This is a genomic window from Streptomyces sp. NPDC023527, assembly GCF_055560115.1.
In genome coordinates, this window is the sequence record NZ_JBVHJJ010000005.1 from 250,652 (window position 1) to 276,457 (window position 25,806).

Sequence of the window (25,806 nt, forward strand, 5' to 3'; positions counted from 1 at the left end):
GCACGTATAGCGATCGCTACAGAAGGGGACAGTGCCATGGGTGCACTTTCGGGAAAGACCGCCCTGGTCACCGGCGGAAGCCGGGGCATCGGACGCGCCATCGCCGAGCGGCTGGCCGCCGAGGGGGCCCGCGTGGGCGTGCACTACGGCAGCAACGACGAGGCGGCCAAGGAGGTCGTCACGGCCATCGAGGCGGCCGGCGGCCAGGCGTTCGCGATCCGCACCCAGCTGGGCGTGCCCGGTGACGCGGCCGCGCTGTGGGAGGAGTTCGACCGCCACGCCGACGGACTCGACATCCTCGTCAACAACGCCGGCGTCGGCCTGATGGGCCCGATCGAGGCCGTGCAGGAGGCGGACTACGACCGGGTGTTCGCGGTCAACGTCAAGTCGCTGTTCTTCGTCACCCAGCAGGCGCTCGGCCGACTGCGCGACGGCGGGCGGATCATCAACGTCTCCAGCGCCACCACCCGGATCGCCATGCCCAACATCGTGGCGTACTCGGCCGCCAAGGGCGCGGTCAACACCCTGACCCTGACCCTCGCCGAGGGCCTCGCACCGCGCGGCATCACGGTGAACGCGATCGCGCCCGGCATCGTCGAGACCGACTTCAACCCGTGGCTCGCCATACCGGAGATGAAGGCCACGGCCTCCAGCTGGTCGGCGCTGGGCCGCACCGGTACGCCCGCGGACGTGGCGGGTCTCGCGGCCTACCTCGCCTCGGACGACGCCCGTTGGACGACCGGCCAGGTCATCGACGTCAGCGGTGGCTCCGCGCTCGGCAACGGTCCGGCCGCCGCCAAGCGGTGACCTGAAACGACCGACCCGGAAGGGCCCCTCGCCGTACGGCGAGGGGCCCTTCCGGCGTTCCCACGCCCGAACATGACAAAGTCCGATCAAGGCCCGCGGCGGTCCGCGATCCCCCGCCGCGCGGGCAAACGCGCAGGGTAGGACGGGTGCCCGTGGCCTCTCGGCCACCACGACGAACCCTATGGCCGACATCACTTCGGTTGAACCCGGAATTCCGGGGGTTAATCCCCCCAGACGCCGATCGGTCCGGCGCACAACTGCCTTGCGCTCAGCGCTGTTCGACGTCTCCACCACGACAGACACGCATGACGGACACGGGGGAAAAACCTTGCAGCACATGGATCGTCGTACCCTCATGAGAAGAAGCGCCGCCGTCGCCGGAGGCGCCGCGCTCACCGGAATCGCGGGCCAGGCGCACGCGGCCGACGAGCCCGCGCCCGGCGAGAGCAGCCCGCTGGAGCGGGCCGGAGGCGCCACGATCGCGCCGTCCGACGCCCGCTATCCGCTGCTGACCTCGGGCTTCAACCAGCGCTTCGTCGCCCGTCCCGACTACATCAAGATGATCAAGTCCTCGGGTGACGCCGTACGCGCCCTGAGCGACGCCATCAAGGCCGGCAAGCGGGTCTCCGTACGCAGCGGCGGCCACTGTTTCTCGGACTTCGTCTGCCACCCCGACGCCAAGGTCATCCTGGACTTCTCCGAGATGACGGCGATCGGCTACGACCCTCAGCTGCGCGCCTTCTCGGTGGAGCCGGGCGCCCGGCTGCTGAACGTCTACGAGGCCCTGTACAAGGGCTGGGGCGTCACCATCCCCGGTGGCACCTGCTACAGCGTCGGCATCGGCGGCCACATCGCGGGCGGCGGCTACGGCCTCCTCTCGCGCAAGCACGGCCTGGTCGTCGACCACCTGTACGCGGTGGAGGTGGTCGTCGCCAGTGCCTCCGGCGAGGTCCGCGTCGTACGCGCCACCCGCGAGGCGAACGACCCCAACCGCGACCTGTGGTGGGCCCACGCCGGTGGCGGCGGCGGCAACTTCGGTCTGGTGACCCGCTACTGGTTCCGCTCGCCGGGGGCCAGCGGCACCACGCCCGGCAACCAGCTCGTACAGCCGCCGTCGAACGTCCTGGTCAGCGCCGTCGGCATCCCGTGGAGCCAGCTCGACCAGCAGGGCTTCACCCGACTGCTGAAGAACTACGGCGCGTGGTTCGAGGCCAACAGCGCCCCGGACTCCAAATACCGCCACCTGAGCAGCATCCTGAACATCTCGTCCCAGGCGAACGGCGTCATCGGCATGTTCACGCAGGTGGACGCCACCGTGTCGGGGGCGAGCCAGATGATGGACGAGTACCTGGCCGCGGTCACCGCGGGCGTCGGTGCCACGGTCAAGTCCCTGGACAAGCCCAACGGCGAGCTGCCGGCGATGCCCCAGCTGGCCGCGGCGCGGCCGATGCCGTGGCTCCAGGCGACCCGCCTGGTCGCCACGAGCAACTCCACCCTCAACGACCCCACGGTGCGCGGCGCCCACAAGTCCGCCTACCTGCGCAAGAACTTCACGGACACCCAGGTCGCCGCGCTCTACTCGGCGCTGACCGATCCCAACTACAAGAACTCCCGCTCCATGGTGATCCTCTTCTCCTACGGCGGGCAGGTCAACGCCGTCGCCCCGGACGCCACCGCCTACGCACAGCGCAGCTCGGCCTTCAAGATGCTGTTCCAGACGTTCTGGAACGATCCGGCGCAGGACGACTCCCACCTGGGCTGGATCCGGGGGATGTACGGGAAGTTCTTCTCGGAGACCGGCGGCGCGCCGGCCCTCAACGGCCAGTCCGACGGCTGCTACATCAACTATCCGGACGGCGACATGGCCGACCCGAAGATCAACACCTCGGGTGTGCCGTGGCACGCGCTCTACTACAAGGACAACTACGCGCGGCTCCAGCAGGTGAAGAAGCGCTGGGACCCGGCCGACGTCTTCCGGCACACGCTGTCGGTCAAGCCCGCGTAAGGCCGGCCGGGCGGCCGTCGTGGGGCTACGCCGTCCAGGTGGTGGCGACCGCCACGGCGGCCGCGTACCCCGGGCCCACGGGCACGTCCGCCAGTGTCCATCCGGGGGGCGCGGCCGGGGCGGGCCCGGCGCCGACGTACGTCACCGACGGGTCCTCGGACAGCCCCGTCCCGGTCCCCTTGAGGTAGGCCTCCTTGCGGGTCCAGCAGCGCGCGAAGGCCGCCGGCCGGTCCCGTTCCGCGCGGGCGGCGATCTCGGCGGTCTCGGTGGGGTGCAGCATCCGCGCCACCTCGTCGATGACGCCGACGCCCTGTTCCTGCTCCACGTCCGCGCCGATGGGCGCGTCGGCGAAGGCGAACAGCGCGAGGTCCCCGGCGTGCGAGAGGTTGAAGTGGAAGGGCGCGCCGGCGACCGCGGGGCGGCCGTGCGGCCCGCCGCAGCCGGGGCAGGGCTCCCGCGTCAGCGTGATCGCGTCACCGGGGCCGCCGAGGTACGCGCCCAGGAGCCGCCGGAGCCCGAGATGGGCCGCGACATAGCGCTCCCGGTGCAGGTCGCGTACGAACGCGGCGGCCCGTTCGCGCTCGCGGGCGTCCAGGATCCGCTCGTACACCTCGGGCGGCGGGACCGGCCGGTCCCCGATCCGCAGCAGCCACGCCTGGGGCGGGCCCGGGGCCCACACCCCGGGCAGCGGGTCGCGGTCGAGGACGCGCGGCTCCACACCCACCTGCATCAGTTCTTCTCCCCCAGGTGGCCGGTCACCGCCTCGACGACCTCCGCGAGCGGCTCCGGCCAGGTCATCCGCGCGTGCGGGCAGTCGATGTCACGATTGATCAGGTTACCGGTGAGGTAGGGCCGCCAGGCGTCGCGGGTCAGCCACTTCTCGGGGCGCGGGGCGACGGCGGTGAAGAAGAGGACGTCGCCGTCGTAGACGCGGTGCCGGTGGCCGCGGGTGAGCGTGGTGGTGTTGACGGCGATGTCGACGACGGCGCCCAGCGCGCGTGCGGGCAGGGCCGCGAACGCGCTGCCCTCCTCGCGGAGCCGGGCGGTGACACCGTCGCGGGTGAGGGACACGCCCTCGTCCCGCTCGCAGCCGGCGGTCTCCAGCAGCGCCGCCAGGGCGTCCGCCTCGACGGTCGCGGCGCGCCGCCGCCACTGGTCGGACGGATAGGCGTCCATCATCGCCAGCAGCTCCACCTTCTCCCCCGCCTCCTGGAGGAGCACGGCGACGGTGTGGGCGAGGACGCCGCCCGCCGACCAGCCCAGCAGGCGGTACGGGCCGTGCGGCTGGATGTCGCGGATGTGGCGTACGTAGTCGCCGGCCATCTCCTCCAGGGTGGCGGGGAGTTGGGCGCCGGGGAGCAGGCCGCGTGCCTGGAGCCCGTAGACCGGCCGGTCGGGGCCGAGGTGGGTGAGGAGCCCGGTGTAGCACCAGCTCAGGCCCGCCGCCGGGTGGAGGGCGAACAGCGGGGTGCCGGTGCCGGTCGGGCGCAGGGGCAGGACGACGCCGAGCGCCGACTCGTCCCCCTCGCGGTCGCCGCGCAGCCGCTCGGCGAGCGCCGCCGGGGTGGCGGCCTGGAAGAGGGTGCCCATGGCGAGGTCCGCGCCGAGCGTCTCGCGTACGCGGGCGACGAGGCGGACGGCGAGCAGGGAGTCGCCGCCGAGGTCGAAGAAACTGTCGTCGACGCCGACGTGGGGCAGGCCGAGGATCTCCGCGAACAGGCCGGTGAGAGCCTCCTCGCGGGGGCGCCGCGGCGCCCGTCCCAGGCCGCCGGTCCCGGCCGCCGCGGGCGCGGGCAGGGCCGCGGGGTCCAGCTTGCCGTTGGGGCCGACCGGGAAGGCGTCGAGGACGACGACCGCGCTCGGCACCATGGCGGCGGGCAGCCGGGCGGCGACCCGGGCGCGCAGCGCGACGGGGTCGGGCCGGATGGCCGCGGTGGCAAGGTGGGGCGGACCGGCCTCGTGAGCGGGGGCGATCGGACCTGCCCCGGCGGTGGCATGGAGCAGCCCCGCCTCCCCCGCCGCATCGAGCGGACCGGCCTCGGCGGCGGCATCCGCCGAGGCCGGAGTCACGTAGGCGACCAGGCGCGGGTCGCCGGGGCGGTCCTCGCGGACCAGGGCGCGGGCGGCGGCGACGTGCTCGTCGGAGGCCAGTACGGCCTCGATCTCGGTGAGTTCGACGCGCTGGCCGCGCAGCTTCACCTGGCGGTCGGTGCGGCCCAGGTATTCCACGACGCCGTCCTGCCGCCAGCGGGCGAGGTCGCCCGTGCGGTACATGCGCTCGCCGGGCCGTCCGTAGGGGTCGTCCACGAACCGCTCGGCGGTCAGGTCGGGCCGTCCGAGGTAGCCGGTGGCGAGCTGGGCGCCGGCGAGGTGGAGTTCGCCGGGGATGCCGGGCGGGCAGGGGCGGCCGGCGGTGTCGAGGATGTAGAGGCGGGTGTTCCAGACGGGCCGCCCGATGGGTACGGGGCCGTTCTCGCCCGGCACGCACGTGTGGTGGGTGACGTCGACGGCGGCCTCGGTGGGCCCGTACAGATTGTGCAGCGGCACCCCCGGGAACACGTGGTGGAACGTCTCCGCCGTGGCGCGCGGCAGCGCCTCTCCGCTGCTGAACACCCGGCGCAGCCCGGTGCAGCCCGCCGCGCCGGGCTCGGCGAGGAAGAGCTGGAGCATGGACGGCACGAAGTGCGCGGTGGTGACGCCCTGTTCGCGGATGGTACGGGCGAGGTGGGCGGGGTCCCGGTGGCTGCCGGGGTCGGCGACGACGAGGGTGGCGCCCTCGCGCAGCGGCCAGAAGAACTCCCAGACCGATACGTCGAATCCGATGGGCGTCTTCTGCAGGACCCGGTCCCCGGGGGTGAGCCGGTAGCGGTCCTGCATCCAGCGCAGCCGGTTGTCGATCGCGGAGTGCGGGACGACGACGCCCTTCGGGGTGCCGGTGGAGCCGGAGGTGTGCAGGACGTAGGCGGGGTGCTGCGGGGTGAGGGCGCGGCCGGGGTCGGTCGCCGGGTGCGCGGCGAGGGCGGCGCGCAGCCGCGGGTCGTCCAGGGTGAGGGCGGGGGGCGCGCCGGCGGGCAGCGCGTCGCGGCCGGCGCGGTCGGTGACCACGCAGACGGGCCGGGCGCCGTCGAGGACGGCGGTGAGGCGCGCGGCCGGGTGGTCGAGGTCGAGCGGCAGGTAGGCGCCGCCCGCCTTGAGCACGGCCAGCAGGGCCACGACGAGTTCCGTGGAGCGCGGCAGGGCGACGGCGGCGAGCGCGCCGGGCCGTACGCCCAGGGTGATCAGGTGGCGGGCGAGGCGGTTGGCGCGGGCGTTGAGCTCGGCGTAGGTGAGGCTCTCGGTGCCGTGGACGACCGCGGTCGCGCCGGGGGTGCGGGCGGCGCGGGCCTCGATCGGGCCGATGAGGGTGGTGGGCGGCACGTCGACGGCGGTGTCGTTGAAGTCGACGAGGACCTGCTGGCACTCGGCGTCGGTGGCCAGGGCGAGACCGGCCAGCGGGAGGTGCGGGTCGCTGTCGGCGATACGGGTCAGCAGGTCGAGGAAGCGGCCCTGGTGGGCGGCGAGTTCGCGGCGGCGGTAGAGGGCGGGGTTGCCGTCGTAGTCGATGCGCAGGCCCGAGCCGTCGGCGCGGTCGTAGATGTTGACGGTGAGGTCGTCGACCGGCCCGGAGGCGAGGTTGTGCGCGTCGGAGCGGGCGCCTGCGAAGGTCAGGCCGTAGTCGAAGGGCATGACGTTCACGAGCGGGCCGACCAGGGCCCGGCCCTCGCCGAGCAGGCCGAGGTCGCGGCGGATGTCCTCGTAGCGGTAGCGCTGGTGGCGGCGGGCGGCGCGGATGCCGAGGACGACCTGGCGGGTCAGCTCGGCGAAGGTGGTGTCGGCGGTGACGGTCAGGCGCAGCGGCAGCACGTTCATGACCATGCCGGGGACGCGCAGGGCGACGGAGCCCATGCGGCCCATCATCGGCAGGCCCAGCACGACGTCCTCTCTGCGGGTGGCGCGCGCCAGGTAGAACGCCTGGGCGGCGAAGAGCACATCCGTCCAGGTGGCCCGCACGGACGTGGCCAGGCGGCGCAGCCGGTCGGTCGCGGCGGGGGCCAGGTGGGCGGTGCTGCGTACGGAGGTGCGCGAGGGCATGGCGGTGCGGCCGGAGAGGGTGGGGGCGGCGGGGCGGTCGGCGAAGTGGCCGAGCCAGTGGGCGCGGTCGCGGGCGTGGGCGGCGGAGGCGCGGTGGGCGGCGTCCTCCTCGACGAGGGCCGCGAGCCGGCCGAAGGGGCTGGGGCCGGGGTCGGCGCCGGTGGCGAGGGCGGAGTAGACCTCGGCGACGCGGCGGGCGACGAGGGAGTGGCCGTAGCCGTCCAGGACGGCGTGGTGGACGCGCTGGTACCACAGCCAGCGGCGGTCGGCGACGCGGAAGAGGGCGTGGGCGAAGAGCGGGCCGGTCGCGAGGTCGAAGGGCTCGGCGAGGTCGGCGCGCATCCAGGCCACGGCGGTGCCGTCGGGATCGCCCTGGTCGCGGACGTCGGCGGCGTGCAGCGGGAAGCCGTGGCCGGGCGGTTCGACGGCGATGGGCAGCTGGCGGGGGCCGTCGCCGGTGTCGACGATCCGTACGCGCAGGGCGTCCGCCTCGCCGACGGTGCGGTGCAGGGCGTCGGCGAAGAGGACGGGGTCCACCTCGCCGTGGATCTCGATGTACTCGGCGGTGTTGAGGGCCGGGCTGCCCAGGTCCAGGGCCTGGGCGAACCACATGCCCGACTGGGCCGAGGTCAGGGGCAGCCCCTCCGGCGCGGGCGAGGGCCGCGCGCCGGAGGGGGAGACCCGGTGGAGCGTGCGGGCGTTCACGTCCCGGCCCCCAGCAGCGGCGCCCACTGCTCGATGGCCGGCTGCTCGGCGAGCTCCACGAAGGTGACCTCCGTGCCGTGGTCGCGGCGCCAGCGTTCGACGAGGGTCATGATGCGCACCGAGTCGAGCCCGTAGTCGACCAGGTTCTCGTCGTCGGGGATGTCCGCGGGGTCCTCACCGAGGACGTCGGCGACATCGTTCCGGATCTGTTCGAGGGTGAGAGCCATTGGTTGTCATGCCCCTTCGAAGAGCCGGTCGGTGGTGGTCACCACGGCGCATTTGGCGGCGGCCCAGCGCAGGGCCATGGCGTGGTCCTCGGCGGAGAAGTCGGCGACGGCGTCGGCGACGAGGAACGGCCGGATGTCCCGCATCCAGGCGTCGGCGGCGCTCATCAGCACGCCGATGTGCGCGTACACCCCGACGATGATCAGCTGGTCGCGGCCGAGGTCGGCCATCCGCTCGGCGAGGTCGGTGCGGACGAAGGCGCTGTACTTCCACTTCGTCAGGACCGTGTCGCGGACGGTGGGGGCGACCGCGGTGGCGATGGCCTCGGCGCGCTCGTCGTCGGGCAGGCCGGGGCCCCAGAAGTCCTGCTGGAGGCCGCGCTCGGCGGCGCTCTGGCCGCCGGGCTGCGCGGAGTAGACGACGGGGACGCCGAGCCGTTCACAGTCCTTCTTCACGGTGGCGACGTTGGCGAGGAGCTCGGTGACGGGCGAGGCGCCCGGCTCGAACGCGTCGAGGAAGTAGTTCTGCAGGTCGTGCACGAGCAGCACGGCGCGGGCCGGGTCGACGGTCCAGTCGACCTTGTTCGCGGGCAGGGAGTCCGCGGTCGGCATCGGGTACGGGGGGATGGCAGGGAGCGCCATGGTGGTCGGCTGGGCCTTTCTCAGTGCTGTGCGGCGGGGGCGAGCCGGGCGGCGATCGCCGCGCGGAGGTCCTTCTTCGACACCTTGCCGATGCCCGTCTGCGGGAACTCCGTCACGAACTCCACCCGGTCGGGGACCTTGTAGGCGGCCAGGCCGCGTTCGCGGACGAACTTCTTGATGGCCAGTGACTTCACCGGTGCGGCGCCCTCGCGCAGGACGACGTAGGCGCAGGTGCGCTCGCCCAGATAGTCGTCGGGCATCGAGACGACGGCGGCGTCGTGGACGGCCGGATGGGCGAGGATGTGGTTCTCGATCTCCTCGGCGGCGACCTTCTCACCACCCCGGTTGATCTGGTCCTTGGCCCGCCCCTCGACCACCAGATGACCGCTCTCGGTCAGTCGGACGATGTCGCCGGTGCGGTAGAAGCCGTCCTCGGTGAAGGCCGTGGCGTTGTGCTCGGGCGCCCGCCAGTAGCCGCGGATGGTGTACGGGCCGCGGGTCAGGAGGTGGCCGGTCGCGCCGAGGGGCAGGTCGTTGTCCGCGTCGTCGACGACGCGGATCTCGTCGTCGGGCGAGATGGGGCGGCCCTGGGTGGTGACGACGGTCTCGTACGGGTCGTCGAGCCGGGTGTAGTTCACCAGGCCCTCCGCCATGCCGAAGACCTGCTGGAGGGTGCAGCCGAGCGCGGGCGTCACCCGCCGGGCGGCCTCCTCGCTGAACTTCGCGCCGCCCACGAGCAGGACGTCGAGGCTGGAGAGGTCGTAGGAGGTGGTCGCCGCGGCCTCCGTCCACACCAGCGCGAGCGGCGGTACGAGCCCGGTGATGGTGACGCCCTCCCGCTCGATCAGGGGGAAGGCGACGTCGGGGCTCGGCTGCGGGGCGAGGACGACGCGGGCGCCGGCGTAGAGCGCGCCGAGGGTGCCCGGGGAGCTCAGCGGGAAGTTGTGGGCGGCGGGCAGCGCGCAGAGGTAGACGCTGTTCTCGTCCACCGCGCAGAGCTCGTTGGAGCCCCACAGCGAGTAGATGTAGTCGTCGTGGGTGCGCGGGATGAGCTTGGGCACGCCGGTGGAGCCGCCGGAGAGCTGGAGGAAGGCCAGGTCGTCGGGGGCCGGGCCGTCCTCGACGGGGGCCGTGTCGCGGGGGACGTCGCGCAGCGCGGTGTGCTCGCCCGGGTCGCCGACGACGAAGACGTGGCGCAGGGTGTCGACCTGAGCGCTCACCTTCGTGGCCAGTTCGCGGTGGTCGAAGCCGCCCGCGGCGTCGGGGATGACGTAGGCGACGGCCTCGGTGAAGGCGCAGAAGTGGCGGATCTCGCTCTCGCGGTGGGCGGGCAGCGCGAAGACGGGCAGGGCGCCGATGCGGAAGAGCGCGAAGACGACCTCGAAGAACTCGGCGATGTTCGGCAGCTGGAGGACGACCCGGTCGCCCTTGGCGATGCCGCGCTCCAGGAAGCCGGCGGCGAGCCGGTCGGCGCGCTCGTCGAGCTCTCCGTACGTCCAGGCGCGGCCCCTCCCCCCGCGTGGCTCAACGGCCGGGTCGACGATCGCGACGCGGTCCGGGTGGGCCCCGGCGCGCTCGCGGAGCATCCGGCCGAAGGTCTCGCCGCGCCAGTAGCCGGCGGCGCGGTAGCGCTCGGCGTACTCGGCCGGGTAGCCGGGGGCGTCCTGGGTGAGGGTCCGGGGGCTCATCGGCCGGCCTCCCGCTGGTCCGCGCCGACGGCGTCGAGGAACGTACGGAACTTGGCGCCGGTCTCGGCGGTCTCGGACTCCGGCGATGACTGCGCGACGACGCCCGCGCCGGCGAACAGCCGCAAGGTGCGCTCCTCGGCCTCCGCGCAGCGGATGGTGACGACCCATTCGCCGTCGCCGCTCGCGTCGCCCCAGCCGACCATGCCGGTGTAGGCGCCGCGGTCGAAGGGCTCCAGCTCGTTGATGACGTCGCGGGCGACGTCGGTGGGGGTGCCGCAGACGGCCGGGGTGGGCTGGAGGGCCGCGGCCAGCTCCAGGGCGGAGACGGCCGGGTCGGCCAGGTCGCCGGTGATGGTCGTGGACAGGTGCCACATGGCGGCGGTGCGCACCAGCGTGGGACGGGTGGGCACGTCCAGGGTGCGGGCGAAGGGGGTGAGGGCGTCGCGGACGGCGTCGACGACGACGGCGTGCTCGTGGAGGTCCTTCTCGGACTGGAGCAGGGCCGCGGCCCGGCGGACGTCCTCGGCGAGGTCGGCGCTGCGGGGCGTGGAGCCGGCGAGGGGGTTGGATATCAGCCGGCCGCCGCGGCGGGCGACGAGGAGTTCGGGACTGGCGCCGAGGAGGGTGCGGCCGGGGCCGGACGGGACGGCGAAGGTGTAGCCGGGGGGGTCGCGGCGGGCGAGCCGCTGCAGCAGTGCGGGCAGGTCCAGTTCGCGGTCGGAGCGCAGCTCCAGGGTGCGGGCGAGGACGACCTTGCTGAAGTCGCCGCGCTTCATGCGGCGTACGGCCTCGGCGACGGCGGCGCCGTAGACGGCGGGCTCGGGGACGGGGCGGATGTCCCAGCGGGCGGCCGCGGGCGCGGCGGCGGGCAGGGCGATCAGCGGGTCCTCGGCGAGCGGCGGGGCCCAGCGGGTGGTGTCGGGGACCGCGAGCGAGACGGGCGCGGCGGGGTCGAAGGGCACGGCGCCGATGACGACGGGCGCCTCGTTGCCGGCGAGCAGCTCGGCGTCGAACGTCTCGGTGACGCGCTGGGTCAGGGGCGCGTCGCCGTGCGGCACCTCGGCCCGGACGCCGTGGGCGAGCAGGGTGCGGGTCGGGGAGGCGAAGAACCGGGAGGCACCGGGCTCGTAGGCGCCGAGCAGCGAGGTCGCGGCGCCGACGGTGTGGTGGCCGGGTCTCCCGGTTGCCGTGTGCCTGTCGGCGACGTGGTGAGCCGTGGTCACCTGTTGCTCCGTTCCTCCGGTGGGTCGCACCGGGTGGTGTGGGTGGTGAGGCGGGGCGGGCTGCCTCGTGGGTGGCCGGAACCCCGCTGGATCGAGCCCGTCCGGCGATTGACACCGCGCGCGGCGCGGCAGGGGGCCCGGGGGCTCGCCCCCGGTTACGGGAAGGGGCGGGATCGGGGAGAAACGCTCCGTCAGACCCGAAGCGTCGCGCCGCCGTCCACGTAGAGGTCGTGCATCGTGATGTGCCGCGCCCGGTCCGAGACCAGGAACGTCACCGCGTCGGCGATGTCCGCCGGCTCGGCGATCCGCCCGAGGGGGATGCCGACCCGGTAGCTCGCGGGGTCGCCCTCGATGACGCGCTCGGGGGCCTGTTCGTCGGTCCACAGGCCGCGCTGCATGGCGGTGTCCGTGGAGCCGGGCGAGACGACGTTGCAGCGCACTCCGCTGCGGGCGAGCTCCAGGCCCAGGCACTTGGTGAACATCGTGGCGGCGGCCTTGGAGGCGGCGTACGCGGCCATGCTGGTGCGCGGCACGCCCGCGGCGTTGGAGCCGACGGTGACGATGCAGCCGGCGCGGCGCTCGCTCATCCGGCGGGCGACGGCCCGTGAGGTGTTGAAGACGCCGGTGGAGTTGACGGCGAAGGTGCGCTCCCAGACCTCGTCGGTGATGTCCACGACGGGGGCGGTGCGCAGCACTCCCGCGACGTTGACGAGGATGCCGATGGGCCCGGCGGTGCGCTCGACCTCGTCGACGACGGCCTCGACGGCGGTGCTGTCGGCGACGTCGGCGGTGTGGGCGGTGACCGTGTCCCGGCCGTACTCGGCTTCGAGGCCCTTGATGCCGTCCGGGGTCCAGTCGAGGGCCGCGACGCGTGCGCCCCGGGCTACAAGGGCACGGGTCACGGCCTCGCCTATGCCCTGGCCGGCGCCGGTGACCAGCGCGACGCGGCCGGAGAGTTCTGACTGCTGCACGGCGGTTCCCCCGATTCCATTCGAGCTTAGGTAAGGCTTACCTTACATGACCGTTTCGACCGAAGTGAACGGGGTCGTACGGGCCGGGGCATGCTTCCGCGCACCCCTGCGCCGGGCGCGCGGGCACAGAACAAGGCTTAGGTTAGGCTAACCTCACGCTCTTGCCTATAGGTGAGCGCCCCCCGCGTGCGCCCTGCTCATTTGACGAGCTCCAGCAGGGGCACGCCGGGCGCGGTGACCCCGAAGGTCTGGGCGTAGAGCGAGAGTTCCGCGTGGAGCACCCGCACCATGGTCTCGGCCCGGCGGAAGCCGTGCCCCTCGCCCTCGAACGTCAGATACGCGTGCGGCACCCCGCGCCCGGCGATCGCCTCCAGGAACCGCTCGCTCTGCTCCGGCGGGCAGATGGGATCCACCAGCCCTTGCAGCAGGAGGAACGCGGCGGAGACACGGTCGGCGCGATACAGCGGCGAACGGTCGCGGTAGCGGTCGGGCACCTCGTCGAGCGGCCCCACGAGGCCCTCCAGATACCGCGATTCCAGGTCGTGCGTGCCGCCCTTGGCGAAGGTCGGCAGGTCCAGCACCGGATAGAGGATGGTGCCGCAGGCGTACAGGTCGGTGGAGACGAGCGAGGACGCCGCCGTCCAGCCGCCGGCGCTGCCACCGCGGATCGCCAGCCGGTCGCGGTCGGCGGTGCCCTCCTCGGCGAGCGCCTCGGCGACGGCCGCGCAGTCCTCGACGTCGACCGTGCCCCAGCGCTCCCGCAGCCGCTCGCGGTAGGCGCGGCCGTAGCCCGTCGAGCCGCCGTAGTTGACCTCGGCGACACCGATGCCGCGCGAGGTGAAGTATGCGATCTCCAGGTCGAGTACGAGCGGCACGCGTGTCGTGGGGCCGCCGTGCGCCCAGACGACATACGGCGGCAGCTCGTCGGAGGGGCCGGTGAAGTCGGGGCTGTGCGGCGGATAGATGTGGGCGTGGATCTCGCGTCCGTCCGGTCCGGTGAAGACGCGGATCTGCGGCTCGGGGTAATACGCCGGGTCGACGCGGTCGGTGTGCGGGGCGCCGATGACGCGGGCCCGGCCGGTGCAGACGTCCAGTTCGACCACTTCGTGCGCGGTGCGGGGGCTCGCGGCGACGCCGATGGCGCGGGTGCCGCTGACCGACAGCGTGGCCGACCACTCGGTCCACGGCCCGGCCGCGTCGACGACCTCACCGGTCTCGGGGTCGAGTATGCCGAGGACCGCGGCGCCCCGGCCGTGGACGACGGCGATCAGGCCGTTGGACAGCGGCGCGAACCAGCGCAGGCCCGGCACCCACAGGGGGCCCGCGAACTCCTCCTCGCGGCGGCACAGATTGACGGCGTGTCCGGTGACCGGGTCCACGCGGTGCAGGTTCCACCAGCCCGTGCGGTCGGTCGCCGCGATCAGGGAGCCGTCCGGGGCCCACTCCACCTGGGCGACGGACTCCTCCGGGCCGCCCATGACCGTCCGCACGCCGGCGAACCGGCCGTCGTCCGCGACTTGGGCGACCTTCAGCTCGGTGCCGTCCCAGGGCATGCGCGGGTGGTCCCAGGCGATCCAGGCCACCTGCCGTCCGTCCGGGGAGAGCCTGGGCCCGGTGAGGAAGCGGTGCCGGTCGTCGGACAGCTCCCGGAGCGCGCCCCGGTCGGCGGCCGCCGAGCCGTCCAGCGGCACGGCCACGATCGTCCGGCGCACATCCGTCGGGCCGTCGCCCGTGAACTCCTCCAGCACGCACCACACTTCCCCGCGCTCCGGGCGCGGGAGCGGCTCCGCCCAGCGCAGCCCGCCGCCGACCGGCGAGAGCGGCGTCAGCGGCCGGGGCGCGCCGGGCACGTCGGGCTCGTAGGCGTACAGCCGCTGGTCGGTGAAGTGGGTGAAGACCACCAGCGGCCCGCCGGTCCCACGGGCCGTCGCCGCCCAGGGGCGGCCGCCGTACTCGACGACGCGGTTGCGGACGTTCCACGGCGCGGCCAGCACGGACACCTCGGTGCCGTCGGGCCGGCGTCGCACCAGCGTGAAGCGGCCGGCCTCCACCGGGCGCGGCGCCACCCACCACACCTCGTCGCCGACCGTGGCCACGAAGTCCGGCCGGCCGCGGTGCGACGCGGCGAGCTCGGCGTGGATCGGGGACTGCCACGCTCCGTAAGGTGCCGTGGACACCATCGTTGCTACGCCTCCTCAGGACGGTCCATCAGGAAATGGTCGAGCACCCGGACGCCGAAGTGCAGCGCCTCGACGGGCACCCGCTCGTCGACGCCGTGGAAGAGCGCCTGGTAGTCGAGGCCGACGGGCAGCTTCAGCGGGGCGAAGCCGTAGCCGGTGATGCCCAGGCGGGAGAACTGCTTGGCGTCCGTGCCGCCGGACATGCAGTACGGGACCACGCGCCCCTCCGGGTCGAAGCGCTCGACCGCCGCCCGCATCCGCCCGAACACCGGCGCGTCGACGGGCGCGGCCAGGGAGGGGTGCCGGTGGTGGAACTCCCACTCCACGGCGGGGCCGGTGAGCTCGTCCATCGTCGCGGCGAACTCCTCCTCGCCGCCCGGGACCACCCGCCCGTCCACATGGGCGACGGCGGTGCCCGGAATGACATTGATCTTGTAGCCGGCCTTGAGCATGGTCGGGTTGGCGCTGTTGCGGACCGTCGAGGCGACCAGCGCGCGGGCGGGGCCGAGCTTGTGCAGCAGCTCGTCGACGTCGAAGCCGGGCGCGTCGAGGTCGGCGTCGACGCCCTGGGCGGCGGCGATGCCGGTCAGCGCGGCCCGCACCGTGGGCGTCAGCCGCACCGGCCAGCGGTACGCGCCGATCCGGTCGACGGCCGCCGCCAGATGGCTGACCGCGTTGTCGCCGTTGACCTTCGAGCCGTGGCCGGCGGTGCCGCGCGCGGTGAGCCGGAGCCAGGCCGTGCCGCGCTCCCCCGCCGCGACCGGGTAGAGCGGCAGACCGCCGGCGCCGTGGAAGGTATAGGCGCCGGACTCGCCGATGCCCACCGCGCAGCCCTCGAACAGCGCGGCGTGCTCGGTGGCGAGGAACCCCGAGCCGACGTCACCGGTGTCCTCCTCGTCGGCGGTGAAGGCCAGCACGATGTCCCGCGGCGGCCGCACCCCGGCGCGCGCCCACGCGCGGACGACCGACAGGATCATCGCGTCCGTGTTCTTCATGTCGACGGCGCCGCGGCCCCAGATGACCCCGTCGCGGATCTCGCCCGAGAAGGGGTCGACGGTCCACTCGGCGGGATCGGCGGGCACCACGTCGAGGTGGCCGTGGACGAGCAGGGCGTCCGCGCCGGGGTCGGTGCCGGCGATCCGGGCGACGACGTTCGTCCGGCCCGGGACCTTCTCCAGCAGCGTCGCCTCGATGCCGGCCTCGGCCAGCGCCCCGGCGACGTACTCGGCGGCGGGGCGCTCCCGGCAGTCCCCGTCACCGCGGTTGGTGGTGTCGATGCGGATCAACTCCGAGGTGAACCGCGCCACCTCGTCCAGCGCCCGCCCGTCGATCCGCTCCGCCTCGGACAGCACACCGGCGTCAGCCATGTCGTACCTCAGCCATATTGCTCCTCCACCGCGGCCGACACGACGGTGGTGACCGCCTTGAAGGCGCGGATGCCCTCGTACATGGTCGGCGTGGTGTAGGAGACCCGGCGCTCACCGCACTGCTCGACACCCGGCACACAGGTGGCCTGCCCGGCCAGATGCTCGGCGTCGAACTCCAGCTCCACCGTGAACGGGCCGCCCCGCACCGGCTCGTACCGCACCGCCAGCGCGGCCGCCCGCCGCGCCGCGGCCCGGATGTCGGCGGCCGTACGGGCCGGGGTGCGGCACACCGCCGCATACCGCGAGACGTAGTCCTTGACGGCGACCGAAGGCGCCCCGGGGGCATACCCCTTGGCGTCCTCGCAGGTCCGGTCGTCGCCGGTCACCAGCACCACGGGCACACCGTATTCCGCGACGACCAGAGAGTTGAGCAACCCCTCACTGGCCCGCGCGCCGTCCACCCAGACCCCGGTGATGGAATTCGCCAGATAGGTGTGCGCGAGCACCCCCTCGGCCCCCGCCGCCGCGTGGTAACCGACGAAGGCGACACCGTCGACGTCACCGTGCTGCACGCCCTCGACCATGCTCAGGCTCTTGTGCTTCCCGGTGAGCATCCGCGCCCGCTCGTCGAGCTTCTCCAGCAGCAGATTGCGCATCGACCAATGCGCCTCATTGATGAGCACCTCATCGACACCGCCGTCGAAGAACCCGGCGACCGCGGCGTTCACATCGGAGGTGAACAGATGCCGGCAGCGCTCCCACTGCGGGGTGCCGGGCAGCACATCGGCGGGCCAGGTGACACCGGTGACGCCTTCCATGTCCGCGGAGATCAGGATCTTCATGCCTCGTCACGCTACGCGCCGACGCGGCCACGATCCAGGCCTGTGGATAACTCGCGCGGCGCGTGCGGAGCACGCTTGTAAGATCTTTGTTCGATTACCGAACGATGGAGGGGGAGCGTTCATGAGGACGAAACTGAGAGAGACCGCGGGCGAGTTGGCCGGGGTGCTGTGGCGGGAGCACATCGTCTACCGGGACCGGGCCGGACATGTGGTCATCCGGGGGGAGCACGTGCGGCGCTGGATCAGCCTCGCGCCCGCGGGCGGCCACGACGAGGTCCTCATCCGGGCCGGTCGCATCCTCGACGGCGGTACGACCGCACCGGCACGCTCGGAGGCGATCGTGCCGCTCTCCGCCGGGACCGCCGCGCTCGCCACGGCCTGCCGCCGGCTGCTCGCCGAGACCGCCGCCGATCCCGCGCCGCGTGGACCGGGCCGGGCGCGGCCCGCGCGGAACCGCCCCGATCGCGGAGGGCGTCACACGGGCTTCGCCTCATGGGTGGTGATCGCGTGCATGGCCGGTCTGGTCGGTGCCTGCGTCTACAGCGTCTGGGCGAGCCGCAGGTAGGCGGGGCGGTGGGATGAACGGGTGAGGGTTCGAAACCACATCGCCACGGCGGAGTTGCCCAGATCGCTCCCGCTCAGCGGAGGCCCTCGGCGGAAACCCATCGGCTGAAAGGCACGCACGTGCTCAAGAAGGTATTCGCGACAGTCGCCCTCTCGGCCACCGCGGCCGGGGTCGCCACCGCCCCCGCTCTGGCGGCCGGCAACGAGAGCGACGTCGCGAACGGCAACGGAGCGAAGACCGGCTACGGGAACACCGTGACCGGCGGGAAGGCCAGCCCGCAGATCAGCGCGGTCCAGGGCAGCCTGAACAAGCTCTGCGTGGGTGTCGGGAAGCTCGGCGTCCAGTCGCTCGCCCTCCTGATCAACGTCGGAGTCCAGGACGTGCCGATCCTCACCTCGCAGCAACAGCAGCAGTGCACCGACAATTCGACGATCAACGACGGGGACGATCCGCTCGGCCACATCCTCAGCGAGATCGCCGTCGCCACGGGCAACGGCAGCGGAAACAAGAACCGCTAGCGGGCGTTCCCCCGGCCCTCTCCTACCGCGGCGCGCGTAGGAGAGGGCCCGGCCTCACCGGCACCAGGTAAACCCCCGGAGGGCCTCCCCCGGCTCAGGCGCGCCCCGCCACGAACCAGCGCGCGGGCAGGTCGACCCGGCTGCCGTCCTCCCGGTACTGCGTCATCGCCAGCGCGGTCTCCCCCTCGGCGAAGAGCTCCAGGCCCGCGCCCCGCAGCAGTTCGGGGACCTCCTCGTCCGTCGCCTCGGCCGGGGTCAGGCCGTGCGCGAACACCCGCCGCAGCTTCTCCGGTGGCCCGCCCGGGCGTTCCACGAGGTCCCGGAACACGTCCTTGGCGGCCGGTGTCAGCTCCACCACGAAGGCCCGGCCCGCCGCGCCGACCAGCTCCGCCACCGCGGCCGCCACCGGCGCCCGGTCCTGGGGGCGGCTCTGGTGGATCACCGCCCGCATATAGACGTTGCCGTCACCGATCCGCTCGTGCAGCGCCCGTACCCGCTCCGCGTCCGCCAGGTCGAGCTGCTCGTACGTCGCCACCCCGGCCTTGTCGGCGCGGCGCGCGAGCGCCACCGCCGCGTGCGAGAGGTCGACGCCGACGGCGTACGGGAAGCGGGTGGCGAGATGGCGTGTCTGGGTGCCGTTGCCGCAACCGAGGTCGACGACGGGCAGTCGGGGGTCGGCGTACGGTTCGAGCAGGGCCAGGTGGGGCGCCGCCGTCAGCTCGGGGTCCGAGTCCCAGATCGCTTCGCCGGGCGCGTCGGAGGTGTTCCCCCAGAACCCTTCCCAAGCCTCGGTGTACCGCTGCGCATCGGTCATGGCCACTCCCGGGTCGACGGCGTGACGGATCGTCATGATCTTGACCACCCGCCACGCCCCCGAGCAAGGGCCTGACACCTACTTTCACGCGATGTTCGACCTGGGGCGCCCGGCGCGGATCAGCGACTGCTCGAACCACACCGTCTTGCCCTGCCGGTCGTGGCTCGCTCCCCACTCCCGCGCCAGCGCGCCCACCACTCTCAGCCCCCGCCCGAACTCCTCGGACGGCCCGGCGCCCATCAGCGTCGGAAGCCTGTGGTCCTCGTCGGTGACCTCGCACAACAGCGTCTCCGTACGCACCAGTCGAAGCCCCACGGAGCGGGACTCGGTGTGCCGTACGGCATTGGTGACGATCTCGCTGACGAGGGCCTCGGCGGTCTCCACCGCCGCCGGCAGCCCCCACTCCAGCAGCCGGTCGCGGACGAGCGCGCGGGCCCGGCGCGCCGCGGCGGGCTCCCGCTCCAGCCGCCACTGGGCAACGTGCTCCGAAGGGATGCCGTTGAGCCGGGCCATCAGCAGCGCGACGTCGTCCTTGCGGCCGTCGCCGGTGTTGAGGGCGCGGATGATGGTGTCGCAGGCGTCGTCCATGGAGGCGGCCGGGTGGGCGGCGGACTCGCAGAGCGCGGCCAGGCCCGTGCCGATGTCCTGGCCCCGGACCTCCACCAGCCCGTCCGTGCACAGCACCAGCCGGTCGCCGGGCGACACTCGCACCGTCGCCGTCTCGAACGCCACCCCGCCCACCCCTATCGGCGCGCCCGTGGGCAGCGTCAGCAGCTCGCTGCGGCCGTCCTCCGCGCGGACGAGCACGGGCGGGATGTGCCCGGCGTTGGCGATGCTCAGCCGCGAGCGGACCGGGTCGTAGACGGCGTACAGGCAGGTGGCCAGATAGTGCTCGCCGAGGCGCTGCGCGAGGTCGTCGAGGTTGCGCAGGAGCTGCTCGGGCGGCAGGTCGAGGGCGGCCATGGTCTGCACGGCGGTGCGCAGCTGACCCATCATGGCGGCCGCGTTGAGGCCGTGGCCCATGACGTCGCCGACGACGAGGGCGGTGCGCGAACCGGGCAGCTTGATGGTGTCGAACCAGTCGCCGCCGACCCGGCCGAGGCGGGTGCCGGGCAGATAGCGGGTGGCGGTGTCGCAGCCGGGCATGCGTGGCGTGAACTGCGGCAGCATGCTGTCCTGGAGGGTCTCGGCGACGTTCTCCTGGTAGGTGTACATGCGGGCGTTGTCCAGGACGAGCCCGGCGCGCGCGGCCATTTCGGCGCCCGTGGTGCGGTCCATGTCGTTGAAGGGCTCGCGGCCGTCGCGGCGCATGAGGACCATGAATCCGAGGACCACGTCGCGTGCCTTGAGGGGCACGACCAGCATGGAGCGGCCGTTGATCAGCGGACGCAGGTCGCGCTTCTCGAACTGGCCGGAGATGCGGTTGCCCAGCTCCTCGCCGATGCGCGGGATGAGCACGGGCTCACCCGTGACCATGCACTGGAAGAACGGGGTGTGCTCGGGGAAGGCGATGGCCTCGCCGATGGGGACGGTGTCGTCCCAGCGGCCGGGCTCGTCGTTGTGCTCGACCCAGACGCGGTGCCAGACGGTGGTGACGTCGGGCGGGCCGTCGGGGAAGCCCTCGCCGGCTAGGACGGCGGCGCGCAGGTGCGTGCCGGCGAAGTCGGTGAAGCGCGGCACGGCGGCGCTGGTGACCTCGCGGATGGTGCGTTCCAGGTCCAGCGAGGTGCCGATGCGGCCGCTGACCTCGTTGAGGAACTCCAGGCGCTCGCGCACGGCGGCGTATTCGAGATCGGGCTCCAGGTCACCGTCGGGGTGCGGCTCGCCGGCGGGCCGCACCGGCCGTCCGGCCCCGGCGGCCCCTGCCAGGCGGGCCCGGCGCTCGACGTACTTCGGCAGACCCCAGTCGGGGGTGACGGGGATCCGCTCGCTCCGGCTGATCTCCAGGACGGGATAGCCCAGTTCGAGGACCTGGGAGACGATGCGGCCGCTCCTGGCGGGACCCATGCTGGGCAGGATGTCCGGCAGCCGTTCGGCGAGCTCCGCGCCGTCGGGGAGGTCGGTGTGCGGGACGAAGCCCGGGGCCAGGCCGGGGGCCGCCGGGTCGGGGGTGCCGGGCGGCCCGCCGGCGTCGGAGGCCAGCACGAGCAGCCGCTCCGGGCCGGAGCCGACCAGCGGATACGCCCACCACAGCACATCGACGGGGCCGCGCCCGGAGTCGGTGTGGCGGGCCCGCCCGCAGCTGGGGTAGTCGGGCGCGGCGGACAGCGCGCCGCTCACCGGCATCAGATCGGTGGCGGCGCTGCCGACGGCCTCCTCGCGGGTGTGCCCGAAGAGCCTGGCGGCGCCGGCGCTCCAGTGCGTCACCAGCCCGGCGAAGTCGACCACGGCCACGGCGAGCGGGATCCGGCCTGGGACTGCTCGTCGCTGCGCGGGTACGGGCTCCGGCCTGCCACGGTCCATGGGTGGTTGCTCCTTCGTACGCGTACGCAAGATCTGCGCCACCACTACCACCGTAGGGCCCGGGGCGGCCCGGGCGTGTGGCATTGGCGAAGATGCCGTGCGCCGGGGGGCGTGAGCACCCCGGCGCACGTCGCGTACCGGTCCCCGGAAGCCGGCCGGCGGCTAGTCGGAATGGCCGAGTTGGAGATCCCGCTCGGTACGGCCGCCGCCCGCGACCTGCAACACCGTTGCCACGGGCGGGTATCCGGCGGCGATGACGGTGTACTCGCCGGCCGAGAGGTCCACGAAGCGGAAGACGCCGTCGGAGCCGGTGGTCGCGGAGTCGACGACGTTGCCCGCGGCGTCCAGGAGCGTGACGCGGGCGTCCTCCACGACCCGGCCGGCCCCCGCCCGTACGATGCCGCGCAGCACCGCGCCGCCCGCGAGCTCGATGTCCTGGCGGGTCTCGCGGCAGGACTGGACGGTCACCGGCAGGGCGGCGGGCCGGAAGGCGGGGGCGCTGGAGGCGAGGGTGTACTCGCCGGCGACCAACTCCGAGATGACGTAGTTGCCTTCGCGGCCGGTGCGGGTGGAGGCGACGACCTCGCCGTGCACATTGGTCAGGGTCACCAGGGCGTCGCGCACGGGGTTGCCGTCCGGTGTGAGGACGGTGCCGGCGAGGCGGCCGGCGCCGCCGAGGATGACGTCGAGCTCGACGGGCCGTTCGCCGATGGTGACGGTGACCGCCTGCGGCTGGTGGCCTCCGGCGGCGGCGATGAGGACGTACGAGCCGGTGCCGGGGGTACTGAAGGCGTACCGCCCGTCCTCACCGCTCGCGCCGCGACCGATCTGCTGTCCGCGGACGTCGATGAGGGTCAGCGCGGCGCGCGGGACGGTGGTGCCGTCCGGGTGCTGGACGGTGCCGGTGACCGGGATTCCCGCGACGAAGGGGGTGGTTGCCGTGACCGAGGTCTCGTCCGGCGGTGCCGGACGCGCGGACGGGATGACTGGGGCTTCGGATCCGTTGTGGGACACCAGGGGTTTCTCTTTCAGCAGGAAGGCGAACAGAAAGCCGAGGATGAGCACCGGTACGAGGTAGAGGAAGAGCCGCGGCATGGCGTCGGCGTAGGCCCGTACGTAGCTGTCGCGCAGGGCGGCGGGCAGCGCGTGGACCAGTCGCGGGGTGAGGGAGTCGGGCGCGGGCAGCCCGGCGCGGTGGGGCAGTTCGTCGGCGAGCCGGCCGGTGAGCCGGTGGACGAAGAGGGTGCCGAAGACGGCCGCGCCGACCGAACCGCCGATCTGCCGGAAGTAGTTGTTGGCGCTGGTGGCGGTGCCGAGGTCGGAGGGGTGGACGGAGTTCTGCACCGCGAGGACGAGGACCGGCAGGGCCAGCCCGATGCCGATGCCGAGGATGCCCATCCAGACGCTGTAGTCGGCGCGTTCGGTGTCGGTGTCGAGGTGCGAGAGCAGATACATGCCCACCGCGGCGACGGCGCCGCCGAGGACGGGGAAGACCTTGTAGCGGCCGGTGCGGCTGATGAGCTGGCCGGTGACGAGCGAGGCGAGGACGACGCCGACCGTCATCGGCAGCATCAGCAGCCCGGATTCGGTGGCGTCGGCGCCGTAGACCATCTGGAGGAAGGTCGGCAGATAGCCGGCCGCGCCGAAGAGGGCGACGCCGACCGCGGCGCCCACGACCGCGCAGACGGTGAAGACCGGGTCGCGGAGGAGCCGCGGTGGGATAATCGGTTCTGCGACGACGTTCTCGACCGCGATGAAGAGCAGCGCGGTGCCGACCGCGGCGGCGGCGAGGCCGAGGATGACGCGGGACCCCCACTCGTATTCCGTGCCGCCCCAGGTGGTGAGCAGCACCAGGCACGTCGAGAAGCCCATGAGCAGCAGCGCGCCGACCGTGTCGAAGCGCGCCCGGCGTGCGGGCCGGGGCAGCCTGAGCCCGAAGGCGACGACGGCGAAGGCGAGCAGGCCGACCGGGATGTTGAGGTAGAAGCACCAGCGCCAGGAGGCGTGGTCGGCGCAGAAGCCGCCGAGCAGCGGGCCGGCGACGGAGGCGAGGCCGAAGGCGGCGCCGATGACGCCCATGAAGCGGCCGCGCTCCCGGGGCGGGACGATGTCGGCGATGATCGCCTGGACGCCGATCATCAGTCCGCCGCCGCCGATGCCCTGGACCACGCGGAAGGCGATGAGCTGGTCCATGGTGTTGGCCCGGCCGGCGAGGGCGGAGCCGATGACGAAGACGATGACCGAGAAGAGGAAGAGGCCCTTGCGGCCGATGAGGTCGCCCAGCTTGCCGTGGACCGGCAGGACGGCGGTGGAGCTCAGCAGATAGGCCGTGACGGCCCAGGACATCCGGTCCAGGCCGTGCAGTTCGCCGACGATCTTCGGCAGCGCGGTGGCGACGACGGTCTGGTCCAGTGCGGCGAGGAGCAGCGCGAGGAGCAGCCCCGCGAAGACCAGCCGCACCCGCGCCGGGCCGCTCCGGGGTTCCGGAGGGGCCGGGGCCGGCTCGGGCGCGGGTGGGAGCGGGGTGCCGAGCGGCGACCCGACGTTCCGGGCCACGGGCAGTCCGTCGCTCTGCACCAAGGTGGCCCCGAGTGTGGTCCCGCCCACGTAACGCTCCCCTCATCGCGCCTGCATCGCCGCCCTTTTCTCGCATTTCGCGACGACAGCTAGCAAGCGCGACGAATGACCGGAGAGTGCCCTCTGTGCGGCTTTTCGCCGGTCGGAGGCATACGGCACACCAGGGCGCCGCCGGGGAAACCACTCGAAACGGTGAAGCCTCAGCTCTGGGCCCCGCCGCCCTTCTCAACTTCCGCCGCCAGCTTGGCGAGGACCGCGTCGTAGATGCGGCCGAGACCCTTGGGCGCGAAGGTCCGCTCGAAGAATCCGCCGATGCCGCCGGCGCCGTTCCAGACGGTGGAGACGAGGACATTGGCCTTGCCCTCGCCGGCCGGGGTGACGGTCCAGGTGGTGACCATGGAGGAGTTGAGGTCCTTCTCGACCAGCTGCCCGGTGGTCGGCTCGGTGACCTCCAGCAGACAGTCGCGGACGCGCTTGCTGGTGGCCTGGAGCTTCCAGTGCACCTGGGTGCCCTCGCCGTCGCCGCCCTCGCGCACCTCGTACTCGCTGAAGTGCTCGGGCAGCAGCTTGGCCCGGGTGCCGGTGTAGTCCGCCAGCGCGTCGAACACCTCCTCCGGGTCCGCCGCGATGATCCGCTCCGTGGCGGCCTCGACCTGGCCCATGGCTTGTCCTCCCGGACGTCGTGCTGTGGCGTACCTGCCTTCTCGCCCCAGCCAACCACCATCGCCACACCCGCCCAAATCCGGGGCGGGTCGCCGTTTGCGAACTCATGTTCTCATCCCGAAGGAGACCGTACGAGCGGACGAGGCGATGCCATAAATCCCGGTCCGCCCGGGCGGGCGGGCACTAACGTCGCCCCATGATGCGCGTGCGCGAGATGACCGAGGCCGACGTCGACAAGGTGTCCGAGATCCGGGTGCGCGGTTGGCAGCGGACGTACGCCGGACTGATGCCGCAGGACGTCCTCGACGCCATGGACGTGGAGCGGGACGCTGAGCAGCGGCGGCGAAGCCTGGCCGCCGCCGACGGCCAAGTGGTGAACCTGGTCGCCGAGGAGGCCGGGGCGGTGCTGGGGTGGGCCTGCTACGGGCCGTCCCGCACCGCCGGGCCGGCCGGGACGGGCGAGCTGTACGCCCTCTACGTGTGGCCCGACCTCATCGGCACCGGTGTCGGCCGCGCCCTGTGCGCCGCTGTGATCAACGGCGCGGCCGGGCGCGGCTTCCGGCGTCTGTCGCTGTGGGTGGTGAAGGGCAACGCGCGCGCCCGCCGCTTCTACGAGTGCGCCGGTTTCGTGCCCGACGGCACCGAAACCGTGGAGGACGGCGTGCCCGAGGTGCGCTACGTCCGCGGGTCGGTGGGCGGGCGCTGATCGAGCATGGCCAGCGCCTCGTGCGCCGCGTCGCGTAAGCGGTCATGGCGGCGGGCCGCCACCAGGACGTCCTCCGCGCGGCGGTCGCCGAGGGTGCCCAGGCCCTCGACGCAGGCGCGGGCGACGGGCCAGCAGTGGTCGCGGGCGGCGAGGAGGCGTTCCAGGGTGGAGATCAGGGCCGGGACGGACTCGGGGGCGCGGAGTTCGGTGAGGAGGCGGATGGGGTGGAGGGCGTAGGCGGTGCGCAGCGGGTTCGTGGCGAGGGCGGCGGCCGCGCGGGCGGTGCGGGGGTCGCCGAGGCGGGCCAGGACGCGGGCGGCGGTGGCGCAGCGCACGGGTTCGCGGTAGTTGAGGAGGAGGACGAGGGTTTCGAAGGCCCGGCGGTCACCCTCGGCGCCGAGCGCGAAGGCGGCGATCTCCCGCGCCCAGAGCGGCTGTTCGTCGGCCACGAGGATCTCGGCGAGCTCGTCGCGGCGCCGGGCGCGGCGTTCGCCGCGGGGGCCGGGGTCGCCCGCGCGGACGAGCGCGAGCAGTTCCTCGAAGGTCGCGAACTCGGCGGGGCCGACCAGTTCCGCCCGTACCCGCTTCAACAACGCGCGAAATTCTTCTTCCATTGCCCGCTCTCCTCCCCGAGTGGCCTGGACCACATCGTAAGTCGCGCGCTCGGACCCTGGCGCTCTTGGTTACCCGTGAGTTAATCTCCCGGCAAGAGCGG

The 25,806-nt window shown here is 73.3% G+C and carries 20 protein-coding genes; 5 read left to right on the plus strand and 15 right to left on the minus strand.

Translation table 11 applies throughout. The annotated features are described in order from the left end of the window. Positions 1–36 precede the first annotated feature (36 nt). Together ACZ303_RS12190 and ACZ303_RS12195 are read left to right on the plus strand one after the other, a co-directional pair. Complete coding sequence (locus tag ACZ303_RS12190) at positions 37–807, plus strand: glucose 1-dehydrogenase (protein WP_467337848.1); 771 nt, start codon at positions 37–39, stop codon at positions 805–807. Positions 808–1,162: 355 nt separating this feature from the next. Then, positions 1,163–2,812, plus strand: coding sequence for an FAD-binding oxidoreductase (locus ACZ303_RS12195; protein ID WP_467337850.1), 1,650 nt, complete (start codon positions 1,163–1,165; stop codon positions 2,810–2,812). Between the two features lie 25 nt (positions 2,813–2,837). Here the strand turns inward: ACZ303_RS12195 and ACZ303_RS12200 are convergent, their stop codons facing one another. The 10 genes from ACZ303_RS12200 to ACZ303_RS12245 form a co-directional block, all read right to left on the minus strand. Continuing rightward, positions 2,838–3,542, minus strand: coding sequence for a 4'-phosphopantetheinyl transferase family protein (locus ACZ303_RS12200; protein ID WP_467337852.1), 705 nt, complete (start codon positions 3,540–3,542; stop codon positions 2,838–2,840). Beyond that, entirely contained in the window at positions 3,542–7,648 is a 4,107-nt protein-coding gene (locus ACZ303_RS12205) for an amino acid adenylation domain-containing protein (RefSeq protein ID WP_467337854.1), read from the minus strand. Before ACZ303_RS12205 ends, ACZ303_RS12200 begins: the two co-directional genes overlap by 1 nt. Then, on the minus strand, positions 7,645–7,875 hold the full coding sequence (locus ACZ303_RS12210) for a phosphopantetheine-binding protein (protein WP_467337856.1): 231 nt from the start codon (positions 7,873–7,875) through the stop codon (positions 7,645–7,647). The genes ACZ303_RS12205 and ACZ303_RS12210 overlap by 4 nt, the downstream gene beginning before the upstream one ends. A 6-nt stretch (positions 7,876–7,881) precedes the next feature. Continuing rightward, positions 7,882–8,514, minus strand: a complete 633-nt coding sequence (locus ACZ303_RS12215) for an isochorismatase family protein (protein ID WP_467337858.1) — start codon at positions 8,512–8,514, stop codon at positions 7,882–7,884. Between the two features lie 20 nt (positions 8,515–8,534). After that, on the minus strand, positions 8,535–10,202 hold the full coding sequence (locus ACZ303_RS12220; protein ID WP_467337859.1) for a (2,3-dihydroxybenzoyl)adenylate synthase: 1,668 nt from the start codon (positions 10,200–10,202) through the stop codon (positions 8,535–8,537). Further along, positions 10,199–11,425: an isochorismate synthase DhbC gene (dhbC, locus tag ACZ303_RS12225; protein WP_467337861.1), complete on the minus strand. Its 1,227-nt coding sequence runs from the start codon at positions 11,423–11,425 to the stop codon at positions 10,199–10,201. The genes ACZ303_RS12220 and dhbC overlap by 4 nt, the downstream gene beginning before the upstream one ends. Positions 11,426–11,616: 191 nt before the next feature. Then, entirely contained in the window at positions 11,617–12,396 is a 780-nt protein-coding gene (locus ACZ303_RS12230) for a 2,3-dihydro-2,3-dihydroxybenzoate dehydrogenase (RefSeq protein ID WP_467337863.1), read from the minus strand. 197 nt (positions 12,397–12,593) lie between these two features. Continuing rightward, positions 12,594–14,576 carry a dipeptidyl-peptidase 5 gene (locus ACZ303_RS12235; RefSeq protein ID WP_467337865.1) on the minus strand — a complete coding sequence of 661 codons (1,983 nt, stop codon included), beginning with the start codon at positions 14,574–14,576 and terminating at the stop codon, positions 12,594–12,596. A gap of 5 nt (positions 14,577–14,581) precedes the next feature. After that, positions 14,582–15,943, minus strand: coding sequence for a M20/M25/M40 family metallo-hydrolase (locus ACZ303_RS12240; RefSeq protein ID WP_467337867.1), 1,362 nt, complete (start codon positions 15,941–15,943; stop codon positions 14,582–14,584). 8 nt (positions 15,944–15,951) lie between these two features. Then, positions 15,952–16,785, minus strand: coding sequence for a M55 family metallopeptidase (locus ACZ303_RS12245; protein WP_467337869.1), 834 nt, complete (start codon positions 16,783–16,785; stop codon positions 15,952–15,954). A 121-nt stretch (positions 16,786–16,906) separates the two neighbouring features. Between ACZ303_RS12245 and ACZ303_RS12250 the strand changes: the two genes are divergently transcribed. Together ACZ303_RS12250 and ACZ303_RS12255 are read left to right on the plus strand one after the other, a co-directional pair. Next, positions 16,907–17,350 carry a hypothetical protein gene (locus ACZ303_RS12250; protein ID WP_467337870.1) on the plus strand — a complete coding sequence of 148 codons (444 nt, stop codon included), beginning with the start codon at positions 16,907–16,909 and terminating at the stop codon, positions 17,348–17,350. A 119-nt stretch (positions 17,351–17,469) separates the two neighbouring features. Beyond that, on the plus strand, positions 17,470–17,868 hold the full coding sequence (locus ACZ303_RS12255) for a rodlin (RefSeq protein ID WP_467337872.1): 399 nt from the start codon (positions 17,470–17,472) through the stop codon (positions 17,866–17,868). 94 nt (positions 17,869–17,962) lie between these two features. Here ACZ303_RS12255 and ACZ303_RS12260 read toward each other — a convergent pair whose 3' ends face one another. The 4 genes from ACZ303_RS12260 to ACZ303_RS12275 all read right to left on the minus strand — a co-directional run bounded on the left by ACZ303_RS12260 (position 17,963) and on the right by ACZ303_RS12275 (position 24,384). Then, positions 17,963–18,682 (minus strand): class I SAM-dependent methyltransferase, encoded by a 720-nt coding sequence (locus ACZ303_RS12260; protein WP_467338202.1) that lies wholly within the window; start codon positions 18,680–18,682, stop codon positions 17,963–17,965. 84 nt (positions 18,683–18,766) lie between these two features. Continuing rightward, positions 18,767–21,145, minus strand: a complete 2,379-nt coding sequence (locus ACZ303_RS12265) for a SpoIIE family protein phosphatase (RefSeq protein ID WP_467337874.1) — start codon at positions 21,143–21,145, stop codon at positions 18,767–18,769. A 162-nt stretch (positions 21,146–21,307) separates the two neighbouring features. Further along, positions 21,308–23,701 carry an MFS transporter gene (locus ACZ303_RS12270; RefSeq protein ID WP_467338204.1) on the minus strand — a complete coding sequence of 798 codons (2,394 nt, stop codon included), beginning with the start codon at positions 23,699–23,701 and terminating at the stop codon, positions 21,308–21,310. Positions 23,702–23,922: 221 nt separating this feature from the next. Beyond that, positions 23,923–24,384: an SRPBCC family protein gene (locus ACZ303_RS12275; RefSeq protein WP_467337876.1), complete on the minus strand. Its 462-nt coding sequence runs from the start codon at positions 24,382–24,384 to the stop codon at positions 23,923–23,925. A 197-nt stretch (positions 24,385–24,581) separates the two neighbouring features. On the opposite strand from ACZ303_RS12275, the gene ACZ303_RS12280 reads away from it, so the two are divergent. Beyond that, the gene (locus tag ACZ303_RS12280; RefSeq protein WP_467337878.1) at positions 24,582–25,091 is read left to right on the plus strand and encodes a GNAT family N-acetyltransferase; all 510 of its coding nucleotides are present in this window, start codon (positions 24,582–24,584) and stop codon (positions 25,089–25,091) included. On the opposite strand, the gene ACZ303_RS12285 is transcribed toward ACZ303_RS12280, so the two are convergent. Next, a complete protein-coding gene (locus ACZ303_RS12285) occupies positions 25,061–25,705 on the minus strand; it encodes a HEAT repeat domain-containing protein (protein ID WP_467337880.1) in 645 nt (214 codons plus the stop codon). The genes ACZ303_RS12280 and ACZ303_RS12285 overlap by 31 nt on opposite strands. Positions 25,706–25,806 lie beyond the last annotated feature (101 nt).

What these genes read in the sequence shown, in the direction of transcription:
- ACZ303_RS12235 (WP_467337865.1), bottom strand. Translation starts at nt 14,576, where the DNA reads ATGGTGTCCACGGCACCTTACGGAGCGTGGCAGTCCCCGATCCACGCC.
- ACZ303_RS12190 (WP_467337848.1), top strand. Translation starts at nt 37, where the DNA reads ATGGGTGCACTTTCGGGAAAGACCGCCCTGGTCACCGGCGGAAGCCGG.
- ACZ303_RS12200 (WP_467337852.1), bottom strand. Translation starts at nt 3,542, where the DNA reads ATGCAGGTGGGTGTGGAGCCGCGCGTCCTCGACCGCGACCCGCTGCCC.
- ACZ303_RS12260 (WP_467338202.1), bottom strand. Translation starts at nt 18,682, where the DNA reads ATGACCGATGCGCAGCGGTACACCGAGGCTTGGGAAGGGTTCTGGGGG.
- ACZ303_RS12245 (WP_467337869.1), bottom strand. Translation starts at nt 16,785, where the DNA reads ATGAAGATCCTGATCTCCGCGGACATGGAAGGCGTCACCGGTGTCACC.
- ACZ303_RS12215 (WP_467337858.1), bottom strand. Translation starts at nt 8,514, where the DNA reads ATGGCGCTCCCTGCCATCCCCCCGTACCCGATGCCGACCGCGGACTCC.
- ACZ303_RS12280 (WP_467337878.1), top strand. Translation starts at nt 24,582, where the DNA reads ATGATGCGCGTGCGCGAGATGACCGAGGCCGACGTCGACAAGGTGTCC.
- ACZ303_RS12220 (WP_467337859.1), bottom strand. Translation starts at nt 10,202, where the DNA reads ATGAGCCCCCGGACCCTCACCCAGGACGCCCCCGGCTACCCGGCCGAG.
- ACZ303_RS12240 (WP_467337867.1), bottom strand. Translation starts at nt 15,943, where the DNA reads ATGGCTGACGCCGGTGTGCTGTCCGAGGCGGAGCGGATCGACGGGCGG.
- ACZ303_RS12195 (WP_467337850.1), top strand. Translation starts at nt 1,163, where the DNA reads ATGAGAAGAAGCGCCGCCGTCGCCGGAGGCGCCGCGCTCACCGGAATC.
- ACZ303_RS12265 (WP_467337874.1), bottom strand. Translation starts at nt 21,145, where the DNA reads ATGGACCGTGGCAGGCCGGAGCCCGTACCCGCGCAGCGACGAGCAGTC.
- ACZ303_RS12210 (WP_467337856.1), bottom strand. Translation starts at nt 7,875, where the DNA reads ATGGCTCTCACCCTCGAACAGATCCGGAACGATGTCGCCGACGTCCTC.
- ACZ303_RS12275 (WP_467337876.1), bottom strand. Translation starts at nt 24,384, where the DNA reads ATGGGCCAGGTCGAGGCCGCCACGGAGCGGATCATCGCGGCGGACCCG.
- ACZ303_RS12250 (WP_467337870.1), top strand. Translation starts at nt 16,907, where the DNA reads ATGAGGACGAAACTGAGAGAGACCGCGGGCGAGTTGGCCGGGGTGCTG.
- ACZ303_RS12285 (WP_467337880.1), bottom strand. Translation starts at nt 25,705, where the DNA reads ATGGAAGAAGAATTTCGCGCGTTGTTGAAGCGGGTACGGGCGGAACTG.